Consider the following 13806-nt stretch of genomic DNA (forward strand, 5'->3'; position numbering starts at 1 on the left):
GCAACCGTGGTTTTCCGGCGACTTTTGGGGACTGGGCCACACCACACTCCGTGACCGGGCGTAAGCGAAACAACCCGATATCCCTCGAACTGCGAAGCCGGCCGCAGACGCCGCCCCGACAGCGCCGGCGATCGCCGTGCCGACCTGTACCGTCGCGTGGAAGGCGCCCGGTACGGCATAGTGTTGGGTGCCGACTCGGCGACCTGACCAAGCGTCCGGTCCAGTCGAGTCAATTCCCCCGTGGTGTAATTGGCAGCACTGTGGCTTTTGGTGCCATCTGTCCGGGTTCGAGTCCTGGCGGGGGAGCACATGCTCGGTTCGGGCCCTGACTGTGACAGCTCAGTCAGGGCCCGCTCCCATGTCCCCCACGAAACACCCCGGTATCCTGCGGATGTCACCCCACCCCCTCCACAGCCGAAGGGCATCCCGTGAGCGCCATTCGCCCGGCAGCCGTCGTCGTTCTCGCAGCGGGTGAGGGCACCCGTATGAAGTCGGCCACACCGAAGGTCCTGCACGAGCTCTGCGGACGCAGCCTCGTGGGTCATGTGCTCGCCGCCGCGCGTGAGTTGCAGCCCGAGAACCTGGTCGTGGTCGTGGGGCACGCCCGCGAGAAGGTCTCCGCGCACCTCGGTGAGATCGACCCCGGCGTACGCACCGCCGTGCAGGCGGAGCAGAACGGCACCGGGCACGCCGTACGGATGGCCCTGGAGGAGCTCGGCGGGGCCGTCGACGGGACCGTGGTGGTCGTCTGCGGCGACACTCCCTTGCTGACCGGCGAGACCCTGACCCACCTCGCCGCAACCCACTCCGCCGACAGCAACGCCGTGACGGTGCTGACCGCCGAGGTCCCGGACGCGACCGGGTACGGGCGGATCGTGCGCGACGGCGCCTCGGGTGCCGTGACGGCCATCGTGGAGCACAAGGACGCGAGTGAGTCGCAGCGGGCGATCCGGGAGATCAACTCGGGTGTGTTCGCCTTCGACGGGCAGCTGCTGGCCGACGCCCTCGGGAAGGTCCGCACGGACAACTCGCAGGGCGAGGAGTACCTGACCGACGTGCTCGGGATTCTGCGCGAGGCCGGTCACCGGGTCGGCGCCTCCGTGGCCGGCGATCACCGCGAGATCGCCGGGATCAACAACCGGGTGCAGCTGTCCGAGGCCCGCCGGATCCTCAACGACCGGCTGCTGGCCGACGCGATGCTCGCCGGCGTCACCGTGGTCGACCCTGCGACGACCTGGGTCGATGTGACCGTCACGTTCGAGCAGGATGCCGTCGTCCTGCCGGGTACGCAGCTGCAGGGCTCCACCCATCTCGGCGAGGGCGCGGAGGTCGGCCCCAACAGCCGGCTGAAGGACACGCGTGTCGATGCGGGTGCCCGTGTGGACAACACGGTGGCCGAGGGTGCGCATGTGGGCGCGAACGCGACGGTGGGGCCGTTTGCGTACTTGCGGCCGGGGACGCGGCTGGGCGCGAAGGGCAAGATCGGCACGTACGTCGAGACGAAGAACGCCTCGATCGGTGAGGGGACGAAGGTGCCTCACCTCTCTTACGTCGGTGACGCGACCATCGGCGAGTACACGAACATCGGTGCCGCGAGTGTCTTCGTGAACTACGACGGACAGGACAAACACCACACGACGGTCGGCTCGCACTGCCGTACCGGCTCGGACAACATGTTTGTGGCGCCTGTCACGGTCGGGGACGGTGCCTATACGGCGGCCGGGTCCGTGATCACGAAGGACGTGCCGCCCGGTTCGCTGGCTGTGGCCCGCGGTCAGCAGCGGAATATCGAGGGTTGGGTGGCCCGCAAGCGTCCGGGCAGTGCGGCCGCGAAGGCGGCTGAGGCGGCGTCTCGCCAGGAGGACGGAGAGGGCTGACCGGAAACGGCTGCGTCAAACACGGCGTACCGTGATAAGTGCACACCCGCACCCCACCAGCTGAGACGGCCTCCACCATGCCCAGCCGAGGTCGCTCTACAGGCAGCTGAGACACCTCTGAGGAGACAGTGCTGTGACCGGGATCAAGACGACCGGCGAGAAGAAGTTGATGTTCTTCTCCGGCCGCGCCCACCCCGAGCTTGCCGAGGAGGTCGCCCAGCAGCTGGGTGTCGGGGTTGTCCCGACGAAGGCCTTCGACTTCGCGAACGGTGAGATCTACGTTCGCTATCAGGAGTCGGCGCGTGGTGCGGACTGCTTTGTGATCCAGAGCCACACGGCTCCGATCAATCAGTGGATCATGGAGCAGCTGATCATGATCGACGCACTGAAGCGTGCGTCGGCGCGCTCCATCACCGTGATTGTGCCGTTCTACGGTTATGCACGTCAGGACAAGAAGCACCGTGGGCGTGAACCGATTTCGGCGCGTCTGATCGCGGATCTGATGAAGACGGCGGGTGCGGACCGCCTCCTGACCGTGGATCTGCACACGGACCAGATCCAGGGCTTCTTCGACGGCCCTGTCGACCACCTCTTCGCCCTGCCGCTTCTCGCGGACTACGTGGGCCGGAAGGTGGACCGGGAGAAGCTGACGGTCGTGTCTCCCGACGCGGGGCGTGTGCGGGTGGCCGACCGGTGGTGCGACCGGCTGGGTGCGCCGCTCGCGATCGTGCACAAGCGTCGCGACAAGGACGTGGCGAACCAGGTGACCGTCCACGAGGTCGTGGGTGAGGTCAAGGGCCGGGTGTGCGTGCTGGTCGACGACATGATCGACACCGGTGGGACGATCTGTGCCGCGGCCGACGCGCTGTTCGCGCACGGCGCCGAGGACGTCATCGTGACGGCGACGCACGGTGTGCTGTCGGGTCCGGCGGCGGACCGGCTGAAGAACTCCCGGGTGAGCGAGTTCGTGTTCACGAACACGCTGCCGACGCCGGGTGAGCTGAGCCGTGATCTGGACAAGCTGACGGTGCTGTCGATCGCGCCGACGATTGCCAGTGCGGTGCGTGAGGTGTTCGAGGACGGCTCGGTGACGAGTCTGTTCGACGAGCAGTAAAGATCCTTTTGGGAACGGCCTCCCGGTCCGAGTAGACTGCTTCAGTTGCTCGGCGAGGGAGGCCGTACCTGTTCGCGCAGGTGTCGGCGATCCGTTATCGACGCGCTCTTCGTAGCAGGCCGTTCGTGGCCGGGTGACCACGTCCGTCTCTAGTTCTACGAGGAGTGATCATGTCCGAGGTCAAGATCTCTGCCGCGACCCGCACCGAGTTCGGTAAGGGTGCCGCCCGTCGTATCCGTCGTGACGCGAAGGTTCCGGGTGTCCTGTACGGCCACGGCACCGACCCGCTGCACCTGACCCTCCCGGGTCACGACCTGCTGCTCGCCCTGCGTACGCCGAACGTCCTGATCGCTCTGGACATCGACGGCAAGACCAACGAGCTGGCGATCCCGAAGGCTGTTCAGCGTGACCCGCTGAAGGGCTTCCTGGAGCACGTCGACCTGCTGCTGGTGAAGCGCGGCGAGAAGGTCACCGTCGAGGTCCCCGTCCACGCCGAGGGCGAGCTGGCCCCGGGTGGCAACCTGCTGGAGCACGTGCTGAACGCGCTGCCGGTCGAGGCCGAGGCCACGCACATCCCCGAGGCCGTCACCGTGTCCGTGGAGGGCCTGGAGGCCGGCGCCTCCATCCTGGCGAAGGACATCAAGCTGCCCAAGGGCACCACGCTGGCCGTCGAGGAGGACGCTGTCGTCCTTCAGGTCCTGGCCGCACAGGCCGAGGAGGCCCCGGAGGGCGAAGAGGCCGCCGAGGGCGAGGAAGTCGCCGAGGCCTGATCCTCAGCTCTGGCAGAGGCGTGATCCTCGGCTCTGTCATCGGTTCGTCAGCCGCTGTTCCCGATGGGGGCAGCGGCTGGCGCGTATCAAGGAGACATGGACGTGACGACCGACCCGAGCGCCCCTTGGCTGATCGCCGGCCTCGGCAATCCCGGACCGGAGTACGCCAGGAACCGGCACAACGTCGGGTTCATGGTGGTGGATCTGCTGGCCGAGCGGATCGGCGGGAAGTTCAAGCGGGCCGGCCGGGCTCAGGCACAGGTCGTCGAGGGACGGATCGGGCCGCCGGGGCCGTTGAACCGGCGGGTGATCGTGGCGAAGCCGATGTCGTACATGAATCTCTCCGGCGGTCCGCTGAACGCTCTTCGGGATTTCTACAAGGTGCCGGTGGGCAATATCGTCGCGGTTCATGACGAGTTGGACATCGACTTCGGCACGCTGCGGTTGAAGCTGGGCGGCGGGGACAACGGGCACAACGGGCTCAAGTCGATGACCAAGGCGATGGGTTCGGAGTACCACCGGGTGCGGTTCGGTATCGGGCGGCCGCCGGGGCGCATGCCGGTCGCGGACTTCGTGCTGAAGGATTTCTCGGCGGCGGAGCGCAAGGAGCTGGACTACTTCGTGGACCGGGCGTCGGATGCGGTGGAGGCTCTGGTGATCGAGGGGCTGGAGCGAGCGCAAAGCACGTACAACTCCTGACTTGTCCGCCCACCCGAACGGGCCCAGGTTGACCGGCAGTAGGGGCATGGCCAAGGATCGCGGCCATGCCTTCTGCCGTTGTCTCCAGTCAGGGCGCTTTCACCGCGCTGCGGTTCGGACGGCTCGCGGCGATGGGTACGGTCGCGGTGCTGATCCTGATCGCGGGTGTGTGGGCGTCGTGGGGCAGCGCGCAGCATGTGATGCTCACGAAGGGCCGGGAGAGCGGCACGATCGAGGTGACCCGGTGTGGTGCGGACTCCTGCACCGGGCCGTACACGCCGATCTCGGCGGGGTCGCAGCCGCGCAGGTCGGTCGTCATCGAGAAGAACGTGGCCGTGCGCAAGGGGCAGACGTACACGGTCGTGATCAAGCCGAGTGGTGACACCGTCGTGCGGTCCGGGCCCGCGGGGATCCTGTACTCCTGGGTGCCGCTGGGCGGCGCGCTGCTGCTGGCCTCGGTCGTCGTCGCGGGCGGGCTGCGGCGCACGCGCCTGGCGTGGGCGATGGCGGGGTCGGGGGTCGCGCTGCTTACGGCGGCGTTCGTGACGGTCTGAGGTGTGTGCCGTTCTCCATGTCTGTGGAGGATCTGAGTGTTGTCTGTCCGTGATTGACCAGAGGTCAGCGCGGGCTGGATGCTGAGCCGCCCCCTCCACATCTTCCCGTTCCTTCTCGAAGATGGACTACTGCCTCATGCGTACCCTCAACCGCGTCGGTGCCCTGTCCGCCGTCGCCGCGGCCGCCTTGCTGTCCGCTCCGGCCGCCGCCCACGCCACAGCTCCCGGCGACAACGGGACCGTCAAGATCCATGACGCCTCCACTGGCGAGGAACTGCGCAAGAACGAGCCGCACGTGTGCGAGTTCTACGTGGACGCCTTCGGTTTCGACAGCGTCCAGCAGGTCTCCTGGCACATCGAGGCCTGGGCCCCGACGGCCGCCGTCAAGGGCGAGACCGTGAAGTCAGGTGCGATCACCCTGGACGGCGAGGGTCATGGCCGGACCGGCGACATGACGCTGCCCGACGGGCACTACAAGCTGTTCTGGAACTTCGAGGGCGAGAAGGGGTCCGCCAAGCACAAGGTGTTCTGGACGGACTGCGAGGACGAGGAGCAGGGCGGCGGCAGCACGCCCACGCCGTCCGCCCCGTCGTCCACCGCACCGTCCGGCACCGAGTCCGATCCCGGCACCCCGGGCGACTCGACCGAACCGGCTGCCGCCCCGTCGTCGTCCCCGTCTCCGCAGGGCGGCGCCGAGGGCGACCTCGCCGAGACCGGGAACGGCGCGCCGGTGGGCCTGCTGTCCGCGGCCGCCGCGGCGCTGCTGGGTGCGGGCGGGTACATGGTGTTCCGGCGTCGCAGGGCCTGACCGCCACGGCGGTGAAACGAACGGTGCCCCCGTGCTCGTACGAAGCACGGGGGCACTGTCATGTGCGGGGGCGCTCAGCCGGTGTTGCGCAGGCCTGCCGCCACGCCGTTGACGGTGAGCAGCAGGGCGCGGGCGAGGAGCGGGTCGGGCTCGGCGCCGGCGGCCGCCGCGTCGCGCTGGCGCTTGAGCAGGGTGACCTGGAGGTAGGAGATCGGGTCCAGGTAGGCGTCGCGGATGGTGAAGGTCTGCTTGAGGACCGGGGCGGCGTCGAGGAGTTCCTTCTCGCCGGTGATCTTCAGGACCTCGGCGACGGTGAGTTCGTGCTCGGCGCGGATGGTGTCGAAGACGTGCTTGAGGTCGTCCGGCACGAGGGTGTCGACGTAGTGGGCGGCGATCCGCAGGTCGGTCTTGGCGAGGGTCATCTCCACGTTGGAGATGAAGTTGCGGAAGAAGTGCCACTGCTCGTGCATCTCGTCGAGCACGGTGTCCAGGCCCGCCTCGCGCAGCGCCTTCAGGCCGGAGCCGACACCGAACCAGCCGGGCACGATCTGCCGGGACTGGGTCCAGCCGAAGACCCACGGGATGGCGCGCAGTCCGTCGAGCGAGACGCCCGAGCCGGGGCGGCGGGAGGGCCGCGAGCCGAGGTGCAGGTCGGCGAGCTGGTCCACCGGCGTCGACGCGAGGAAGTAGGACGGCAGGTCCGGGTCCTCGACGAGCTTGCGGTAGGCGGCGTGGGCCGCGTCGCTCGCCACGTCCATGGCGGCGTCCCAGCGGGCGAGAGCCTCGTCGGACTGGCGCGGCGCGGTGTGCAGGGCGGAGGCCTGCAGGGTGGCCGCGACGGTCAGTTCCAGGTTCTCCCGGGCCAGTGACGGCACCAGGTACTTGTCGCTGATCACCTCGCCCTGCTCGGTGACCTTGATCTCGCCTTCGAGGGTGCCCCAGGGCTGGGCGAGGATCGCGTCGTGGGAAGGGCCGCCGCCGCGGCCGACGGTGCCGCCGCGGCCGTGGAAGAGGCGCAGGCGGACGCCGTAGCGGTGGGCGACGTCACGCAGGCGGCGCTGGGCGCGGTGGATCTCCCACTGCGAGGTGGTGATGCCGCCGAACTTGGAGGAGTCGGAGTAGCCGAGCATGACCTCCTGGACGTCGCCGCGCAGGGCGACGAGGCGCCGGTACGACGGGTCGGAGAGCATGTCCTCCAGGATCGTGTCGGCCGCCTTGAGCTCGTCCGTGGTCTCCAGGAGCGGCACGATGCCGATCTTGGCCCAGCCCGCGTGCAGGTCGATCAGGCCGGCCTCGCGGGCGAGCACGCTCGCCGCGAAGACGTCGTCGGCGCCCTGGCACATGGAGATGATGTACGACTCGATGACCTCGGGTCCGAAGACCTCGAGGGCCCGCTTGACGGTCTGGAACACGCCGAGGGTCTTCTCGCCCGCCGCGTCCACGGGTGCCGGGGTGGGGGCGAGGGGGCGGCGCGAGCGCAGTTCCTTGGCCAGCAGCTTGGCGCGGTAGTCGCGGGGCATGTCGGCGTAGCGCCAGGACTCCTCGCCGAGGCGGTCGAAGAGCTGGCCGAGGGCGTGGTGGTGGGCGTCGGCGTGTTCGCGTACGTCCATGGTGGCGAGCTGGAGGCCGAACGCGGACAGGGTGCGGATGGTCCGGTTCATGCGGCCCTCGGCGAAGAGGCCGCCGCGGTTCTCCCTGAGCGAGGTCTGGATCAGCTTCAGGTCGTGCAGGAGCTCGCCGGTGCCGAGGTAGTCGCGGCCGGCCTCGTGCGGGATGCCCTTGGCGAGGCGCTGCTTGGTGTTCTCCAGCTTCTGCCGGATGCAGGTGGCCTTGAGCCGGTAGGGCTCCTCGGCGTTGAGGCGCTTGTAGCGGGGGCTGATCTCGGGGAGGTTCTCCAGGTCGGTCTGGAGGGAGGTCAGCAGGTCCTCGGTGGCGCCGGTGTAGCGGATGGAGTTCGACAGGAAGCCGCGCAGCTCGTCGATCATCTCCAGGGCGTCGTTGATGCCGTGCTCGTGCTGGAGGATGAGGACGTCCCAGGTCACCTGGGGGGTGACGTTGGGGTTGCCGTCGCGGTCGCCGCCGATCCAGGTGCCGAAGGTGAGGGGGCGCGTGGCGTCGGGGAGCTTGTGGCCGACGCGCTCCAGCTCCGCGGTGAGGTCCTCCAGGACATCGCCGACGGCGCCGGCGTGCAGCTCGTCGAGGTAGTAGATGGCGTTGCGGGCCTCGTCGGCGGGCTCGGGGCGCACGACGCGCAGCTCGTCCGTCTGCCAAACGAGGTCGATGTTCTCGGCCAGTCGGGTGTCGTGCCGGCGCCGGTCCCCTTCGAGCACGGGGGTCTCCAGGAGCGCGGCGACACGCCGGAGCTTGTTGAGGACGGAGCGGCGGGCGGCCTCGGTGGGGTGCGCGGTGAAGACGGGGCGCACGTTGAGGTGCTGGATGGTCTGGCGCAGGTGCTCGGGGTCGGCGTCCTTGAGGCGGTCGGCCGTACGGGCGAGGAGGCCGCCCTCGGCGGCGCGGCGGGCACGCAGCTCACGGCCGCGGTGGACCTGCTCGGTGACGTTGGCCAGGTGGAAGTAGGTGGAGAAGGCGCGGACCAGCTTGGCCGCGGTGTCCAGCTCCGTGCCACGCAGCAGTTCGGCGGCGGCCTCGCCGTCCTCGCGGGTGAGGCGGCGGACCTTTTCGACGAGGTCGAGGAGCTCGGGGCCTTCCTGCCGGACGAGGCTCTCCCCCAGGAGGTCACCCAGTCGGCGGATGTCGGCACGCAGCTCACTGCTGGTCGTCGTGGTCTGGTCGTCGGCACTGCTCACAGGTGCGGCTCCTTGCAGTGTTGAAGCTCGTCCGGGAGGGAACTCGGCGCCCGGGGGCCGCGCGGCGGGGGCCGCATACGGCTCCTGGCATCCGGGAAGAATTCAGAGCGGACCGCGCTGTCCGACCGACTCCAAGGATAGGTGTCCATGAGGACGCGCAGACTGTCGGGCTCTTGCCGCCGGGCGACGCACTGCCATACTTACGACGCCGTAGGTTACGTAGCCGTAGGGACCGATGTAACGGAACCTGGGAACAGTTCCTGCGACCCCGGCACCTGCCACAACCCTCGACCCCACAGGGGACGCCCATGACCACGAGCTCCGATGTGATCGAAGACGCCCCGAAGGCGAACGACGACACCACTCCCTCTGCCACGCTCGGCGGTGAGAAGAAGGGATCGCTCGAGCAGTTCGCGCTCCTCCTCTTCATCGTCGTCCCGTTCCTGGCGCTCGCCGCCGCGGTGCCGCTGGCCTGGGGCTGGGGCGTGAGCTGGCTCGACCTCGGTCTGCTGGTCTTCTTCTACTTCTTCGCCTGCCACGGCGTCACGATCGGCTACCACCGCTACTTCACCCACGGCTCCTTCAAGGCGAAGCGCCCACTGCGCATCGCTCTCGCCATCGCCGGCTCGATGGCGGTGGAGGGCCCGCTGGTCCGCTGGGTCGCGGACCACCGCAAGCACCACAAGTTCTCCGACGCGGAGGGTGACCCGCACTCCCCGTGGCGTTACGGCGAGACCGTCCCGGCTCTGATGAAGGGCCTGTGGTGGGCGCACATCGGCTGGATGTTCGACGAGGAGCGCACATCTCAGGAGAAGTACGCGCCGGATCTGATCAAGGACACGGCGATCCGGACGATCTCCCGTCAGTTCATCTACTGGACGATTCTGTCGCTGGCACTGCCCGCCCTGATCGGCGGTCTGGTGACGATGTCCTGGTGGGGCGCGTTCACGGGCTTCTTCTGGGGCTCGCTCGTGCGGGTGGCGCTGCTGCACCACGTGACGTGGTCGATCAACTCGATCTGCCACGCGGTGGGCAAGCGCCCGTTCAAGTCGCGTGACATGTCCGGCAACGTGTGGTGGCTGGCGGTCCTGTCCTGCGGTGAGTCCTGGCACAACCTGCACCACGCGGACCCGACGTCGGCGCGGCACGGTGTGGAGCGCGGGCAGATCGACTCCTCGGCGCGAATCATCCGCTGGTGCGAGCAGCTCGGCCTGGCCTACGACGTGCGCTGGCCGTCACGCTCGCGTATCGATTCGCGCCGGAACACCGGGGAAGGCGGCTCCCGGCGCCGGAAGGAACCCGTAAAGGCGGCATGATTGACGCCGTGGCGACCGACTCCGGCAATAACCCCGGCAATGAGAAGCAGCGGCGGACGCGCCGTACCCGGATGACCGGTGCGGAGCGCCGCCAGCAGCTGCTGGAGATCGGTCGGACCCTGTTCGCCGCGAAGGGCTTCGAGGGCACGTCGGTGGAGGAGATCGCGGCGAAGGCCGGGGTGTCCAAGCCGGTGGTGTACGAGCACTTCGGCGGCAAGGAGGGGCTGTACGCGGTGGTGGTGGACCGCGAGATGCGGCGGCTGCTGGACATGGTGACCAGCTCGCTGACGGCCGGGCACCCGCGTGAGCTGTGCGAGCAGGCGGCGTTCGCTCTCCTGGACTACATCGAGGAGTACACGGACGGCTTCCGCATCCTGGTCCGTGACTCGCCCATCCCCCAGTCGACGGGTTCGTTCGCGTCGCTGATCTCTGACATCGCGACCCAGGTGGAGGACATCCTGGGCCGCGAGTTCAAGAACCGCGGCTTCGACTCCAAGCTGGCCCCGCTGTATGCGCAGGCCCTGGTCGGGATGGTCGCCCTGACCGGCCAGTGGTGGCTGGACGTCCGCCGCCCGAAGAAGGCGGAGGTGGCCGCCCACCTGGTGAATCTGGCGTGGCACGGACTGGACGGGCTGGAGCCGAAGCCGCGGCTGATTGGGCACCGCAAGAGCTGACAGCTCCACGGAGCCGGCGCGCTGAGCGCTCGGACGCGCTCAGTGCCTGACGTGCTCAGTACCTGACGTGCCTGACATGCTCAGTGCTTGAAGGTGTCCTTCCCCTTCTCCTTCGCCTGGCGCGCGTCGCCCTTCATCTGGTCGGCCTTGCCTTCGGCGGTCATCCGCTCGTTGCCGGCCATGCGACCCATCGCTTCCTTGGCCTTGCCCTTGAGCTGTTCCTTCTTGGCACGGGTCTTCTCTTCCTTCGCCACGTTTCTCACTCCCGCAAGGTCGACGTCTGTTGCACCCCGGGTGACCCGCCCCACGGCCCTCAAACAGGGGCCCCCGGCCTCGCGGCGATCGGCTCCAGGAACTCCAGCCGGTTCCCCACCGGGTCGTACGAGTAGAACCGGCGGTGCCCCGGCAGGTCCTCGTCCCAGGTCACGGCCGCTCCCCGGGCCGCCAGCCGGGCGGCGTACGCCTCGATGCCGGTGACCCGCAGCCCGGGGTGGGCCTTCCTGGCCGGCCGGAAGTCCGTCTCGATACCGAGGTGCAGCTGTACGGGTCCCGTCTGGAACCAGCAGCCTCCGCGCGCGGCGAGCACGGGCGGCTTGGGGATCTCGGTCATCCCGAGGACGCCCGCGTAGTACGCCCGCAGCCGCTCCTCCGAGCCGGGCGGCGCCGCGAGCTGGACATGGTCGACGGCGGCGATCATCACGCTCCCCTGCGTGCCACGGCGAAGATCCGCCGGAACGGGAAGGGTGTGCCGTGGGCGCCGGGCGGATAGGCCTCGCGCAGGGCCGCCCGGTAGTCGTGCAGGAAGGCTTCCCGCTGGTCGGGGGCGTCGGCGAGGGCTGTCAGGACGGGACGCAGTCCGGTGCCCTTCACCCAGTCGAGGACGGGGTCGTCGCCGGTGAGGAGATGGATGTACGTCGTCTCCCACACGTCGGCCGTGCAGCCCAGGCCGGTCAGGCGGGCGAGGTAGTCCTGCGGGGTGAGGACGGCGTCGGTGTGGCGCAGGGTGTCGGTGAGGCCGTGACGGCGGGCGAGGTCGCGCATCAGGCGGTGGCTCGGGGCGTCGAAGTTGCCGGGGACCTGGAACGCGAAGGTGCCCCCGGGGCGCAGGCCCCGCACCCACTCGCCGAAGCGGTCCGCGTGCCCCGGCACCCACTGCAGTGTGGCGTTGCTGATGATCAGGTCGTACGGCTCTTCGGGCGTCCACGTCCGCACGTCGGCGTGGGCGAAGTCGAGGCGGCCTCCACCGGCTGTCGGCCCTTCGTGGTCGACGTGGGCCTTGTCGAGCATCTCGTCGGAGTTGTCGTGGCCGGTGATGTGCGCGGTGGGCCAGCGCTCGGCGAGCACAGCGGTGACGTTGCCGGGGCCGCAGCCGAGGTCGGCGATGCGCGGCCGGTCGCCCGGGAGGTCGGGGATGCGGGCGAGGAGGTCGGTGAAGGGGCGGGCGCGGTGGTCGGCGTGGCGCAGATACTGGCCGGGATCCCAGGTGGGGGTGACGGCAGCGGACATCGCGGCGTCTCCTGTCTGTCGCTTCTGTCGCTCTCCAGCCTGCCCCTCAAGTATCTTGACGTCAAGAGACTTCACGTCGACACAACCACTACACTGATCGTCATGGAGGACGAGGTCGATCGGCTGGTCGCAGCATGGCGCCGGGAGCGCCCGGACCTCGACGTGGAACCGCTCGAGGTGCTCAGCCGGGTGAGCAGACTGGCCCGGCATCTGGACCGCGCACGCCGGCTGGCCTTCTCCGAGCACAGCCTGGAGCCCTGGGAGTTCGACGTGCTGACCGCGCTCAGGCGCGCGGGGACGCCGTATCAGCTCTCCCCGGGGCAGTTGCTGACGCAGACCCTGGTCACCTCGGGCACGATGACGAACCGCATCGACCGGCTCGCCAAGAAGGGCCTGGTGGAGCGCCTCCCCGACCCCAGCGACCGGCGCGGAGTGCTGGTCCGCCTCACGGACGAGGGCCGCGACCGGGCGGACCAGGCGCTCGCCGGGCTGCTGGACCAGGAGCGGGCGATCCTTGCGGAGCTGTCGCGGGCACAGCGGGGTGAACTGGCCGGGTTGCTGCGGCAGCTGACGGCGCCGTTCGACAACATCCCTGGCTAGGCGCTGGGCGCTCCGCTGGGAGAGCCGGATGGGTAGTGCAGGGTTGTGTCGTTGGTTGTCTTTGGTTGTCTGCGGCGCCGTCGTGGCTGGTCGCGCGCACGCGGCGGTAGCCGCACATAGGCACAGCCCCGCGCCCCTTGAGGGTGTCGCCGCTCGGCGGCGTTGATCAGGCGCTGCTGCTTTCCTCCGGCAGGATTCGGGCGGCTGGTCCCAAGTCGACCGGACCGACCCCCGCCCGTCGCGCGAGCGCCACCGCGGCCAGTGTGGAGTGGACGCCCAGCTTGCCCAGGACGTTCTGCATATGGGTGCGGACGGTGTGCGGCGAGAGATACAGGCGCTCGGCGACGGCCTTGCGCCCCAGCCCTGCCACCATGCACCGAAGCACTTCCCGCTCGCGCGGGGTCAGCGACTCCACCAGCCGTTCGCTCTCGGTGCGGTGCTTGCGCGCGGCCGTCAGCTCCCGCAGAACCCCTGTGAGCAGGGCGGGCGGCAGATGTGTCTCGTCGCGCAGCACCCCGCGGATGACGGTGAGCAGCCGGGACAGCGAGCAGTCCTTGGCGACCCACCCGGAGGCGCCGGCCTGCAGGGCGAGCGCGGCCCGGCGCGGATCGTCCTTCTCGGCGAGGACGACGATCCGTACGGCCGGCTGCGCGGAACGGACGCCGACGACCAGCGAGATGCCGTCGACGAGCCCGTCCTCGCCCACCTCCTGAACGGGTACGGCCGGCCGTATGCCCGGCGCGTTGCCGCCCAGGTCGGCGTCGACGAGCAGCACGTCGTACCGGCGCCCCTCGGCGGCCGCGCGCTCCAGGCTGCGCAGCGCGGCCGGACCGCTGCCGGCGGCGGAGACGTCGACATCGGGCTCGGCCGCCAGCGCGGCGGCGAGTGACTCGGCGAAGATGCGATGGTCGTCGACGACCAGGACTCGGATGCGAACCACGAAACCCCCTTCCCCAAGCTCCCGAAGAGCAGGGGATACCCCATCGTCATGAGGACGACACCGGGAGACGAACACCGTCGCGGGCACGGCGCCCGAAGCGTGGATGGCCGCACGGCCGCCGCCGTGCAAGAACTGCTACCC

The 13806-nt window shown here is 69.4% G+C and carries 14 protein-coding genes and 1 tRNA gene; 10 read left to right on the top strand and 5 right to left on the bottom strand.

The features are described 5' to 3' along the window. Window positions 1-234 precede the first annotated feature (234 nt). The 7 genes from AB5J55_RS17395 to AB5J55_RS17425 all read left to right on the top strand — a co-directional run bounded on the left by AB5J55_RS17395 (window position 235) and on the right by AB5J55_RS17425 (window position 5822). Window positions 235-306: transfer RNA gene (locus tag AB5J55_RS17395), tRNA-Gln, on the top strand. Window positions 307-428: 122 nt separating this feature from the next. Then, on the top strand, window positions 429-1877 hold the full coding sequence (gene glmU / locus AB5J55_RS17400; RefSeq protein WP_369271562.1) for a bifunctional UDP-N-acetylglucosamine diphosphorylase/glucosamine-1-phosphate N-acetyltransferase GlmU: 1449 nt from the start codon (window positions 429-431) through the stop codon (window positions 1875-1877). 133 nt (window positions 1878-2010) lie between these two features. Next, complete coding sequence (locus AB5J55_RS17405; protein WP_369271563.1) at window positions 2011-2991, top strand: ribose-phosphate diphosphokinase; 981 nt, start codon at window positions 2011-2013, stop codon at window positions 2989-2991. A 170-nt stretch (window positions 2992-3161) separates the two neighbouring features. Next, entirely contained in the window at window positions 3162-3761 is a 600-nt protein-coding gene (locus AB5J55_RS17410) for a 50S ribosomal protein L25/general stress protein Ctc (protein ID WP_369271564.1), read from the top strand. 96 nt (window positions 3762-3857) lie between these two features. After that, on the top strand, window positions 3858-4460 hold the full coding sequence (gene pth / locus AB5J55_RS17415) for an aminoacyl-tRNA hydrolase (RefSeq protein WP_328427139.1): 603 nt from the start codon (window positions 3858-3860) through the stop codon (window positions 4458-4460). Window positions 4461-4525: 65 nt separating this feature from the next. Beyond that, a complete protein-coding gene (locus AB5J55_RS17420) occupies window positions 4526-5014 on the top strand; it encodes a hypothetical protein (RefSeq protein ID WP_369271565.1) in 489 nt (162 codons plus the stop codon). 136 nt (window positions 5015-5150) lie between these two features. Further along, window positions 5151-5822 carry an LPXTG cell wall anchor domain-containing protein gene (locus AB5J55_RS17425; RefSeq protein ID WP_369271566.1) on the top strand — a complete coding sequence of 224 codons (672 nt, stop codon included), beginning with the start codon at window positions 5151-5153 and terminating at the stop codon, window positions 5820-5822. Between the two features lie 74 nt (window positions 5823-5896). Here AB5J55_RS17425 and ppc read toward each other — a convergent pair whose 3' ends face one another. Continuing rightward, window positions 5897-8629: a phosphoenolpyruvate carboxylase gene (ppc, locus tag AB5J55_RS17430; RefSeq protein ID WP_369271567.1), complete on the bottom strand. Its 2733-nt coding sequence runs from the start codon at window positions 8627-8629 to the stop codon at window positions 5897-5899. Between the two features lie 308 nt (window positions 8630-8937). On the opposite strand from ppc, the gene AB5J55_RS17435 reads away from it, so the two are divergent. Continuing rightward, on the top strand, window positions 8938-9945 hold the full coding sequence (locus AB5J55_RS17435; RefSeq protein ID WP_369271568.1) for an acyl-CoA desaturase: 1008 nt from the start codon (window positions 8938-8940) through the stop codon (window positions 9943-9945). After that, window positions 9942-10619, top strand: a complete 678-nt coding sequence (locus tag AB5J55_RS17440; protein ID WP_369271569.1) for a TetR family transcriptional regulator — start codon at window positions 9942-9944, stop codon at window positions 10617-10619. Before AB5J55_RS17435 ends, AB5J55_RS17440 begins: the two co-directional genes overlap by 4 nt. Window positions 10620-10699: 80 nt before the next feature. Here AB5J55_RS17440 and AB5J55_RS17445 read toward each other — a convergent pair whose 3' ends face one another. The 3 genes from AB5J55_RS17445 to AB5J55_RS17455 are packed head-to-tail and all read right to left on the bottom strand — an operon-like array spanning window position 10700 to window position 12125. Then, a complete protein-coding gene (locus tag AB5J55_RS17445) occupies window positions 10700-10873 on the bottom strand; it encodes a CsbD family protein (protein ID WP_363039606.1) in 174 nt (57 codons plus the stop codon). Between the two features lie 59 nt (window positions 10874-10932). Next, window positions 10933-11316 (bottom strand): VOC family protein, encoded by a 384-nt coding sequence (locus AB5J55_RS17450; RefSeq protein WP_369271570.1) that lies wholly within the window; start codon window positions 11314-11316, stop codon window positions 10933-10935. Next, window positions 11316-12125: a trans-aconitate 2-methyltransferase gene (locus AB5J55_RS17455; RefSeq protein WP_369271571.1), complete on the bottom strand. Its 810-nt coding sequence runs from the start codon at window positions 12123-12125 to the stop codon at window positions 11316-11318. The genes AB5J55_RS17450 and AB5J55_RS17455 overlap by 1 nt, the downstream gene beginning before the upstream one ends. Before the next feature lie 102 nt (window positions 12126-12227). Here AB5J55_RS17455 and tamR point away from each other — a divergent pair, with 102 nt between their 5' ends. Further along, window positions 12228-12725 carry a MarR family transcriptional regulator TamR gene (tamR, locus tag AB5J55_RS17460; protein ID WP_059196100.1) on the top strand — a complete coding sequence of 166 codons (498 nt, stop codon included), beginning with the start codon at window positions 12228-12230 and terminating at the stop codon, window positions 12723-12725. A gap of 166 nt (window positions 12726-12891) precedes the next feature. Here tamR and AB5J55_RS17465 read toward each other — a convergent pair whose 3' ends face one another. Then, window positions 12892-13665 carry a LuxR C-terminal-related transcriptional regulator gene (locus AB5J55_RS17465; RefSeq protein ID WP_369271572.1) on the bottom strand — a complete coding sequence of 258 codons (774 nt, stop codon included), beginning with the start codon at window positions 13663-13665 and terminating at the stop codon, window positions 12892-12894. Window positions 13666-13806: the final 141 nt, after the last annotated feature.

The sequence above is a fragment of the Streptomyces sp. R11 genome, from assembly GCF_041051905.1.
In the GTDB taxonomy this organism is placed as follows: Bacteria; Actinomycetota; Actinomycetes; order Streptomycetales; family Streptomycetaceae; genus Streptomyces.

What these genes read in the sequence shown, in the direction of transcription:
- AB5J55_RS17410 (WP_369271564.1), top strand. Translation starts at nt 3,162, where the DNA reads ATGTCCGAGGTCAAGATCTCTGCCGCGACCCGCACCGAGTTCGGTAAG.
- pth (WP_328427139.1), top strand. Translation starts at nt 3,858, where the DNA reads ATGGACGTGACGACCGACCCGAGCGCCCCTTGGCTGATCGCCGGCCTC.
- AB5J55_RS17420 (WP_369271565.1), top strand. Translation starts at nt 4,526, where the DNA reads ATGCCTTCTGCCGTTGTCTCCAGTCAGGGCGCTTTCACCGCGCTGCGG.
- AB5J55_RS17425 (WP_369271566.1), top strand. Translation starts at nt 5,151, where the DNA reads ATGCGTACCCTCAACCGCGTCGGTGCCCTGTCCGCCGTCGCCGCGGCC.
- AB5J55_RS17435 (WP_369271568.1), top strand. Translation starts at nt 8,938, where the DNA reads ATGACCACGAGCTCCGATGTGATCGAAGACGCCCCGAAGGCGAACGAC.
- AB5J55_RS17440 (WP_369271569.1), top strand. Translation starts at nt 9,942, where the DNA reads ATGATTGACGCCGTGGCGACCGACTCCGGCAATAACCCCGGCAATGAG.
- AB5J55_RS17450 (WP_369271570.1), bottom strand. Translation starts at nt 11,316, where the DNA reads ATGATCGCCGCCGTCGACCATGTCCAGCTCGCGGCGCCGCCCGGCTCG.
- AB5J55_RS17455 (WP_369271571.1), bottom strand. Translation starts at nt 12,125, where the DNA reads ATGTCCGCTGCCGTCACCCCCACCTGGGATCCCGGCCAGTATCTGCGC.
- tamR (WP_059196100.1), top strand. Translation starts at nt 12,228, where the DNA reads ATGGAGGACGAGGTCGATCGGCTGGTCGCAGCATGGCGCCGGGAGCGC.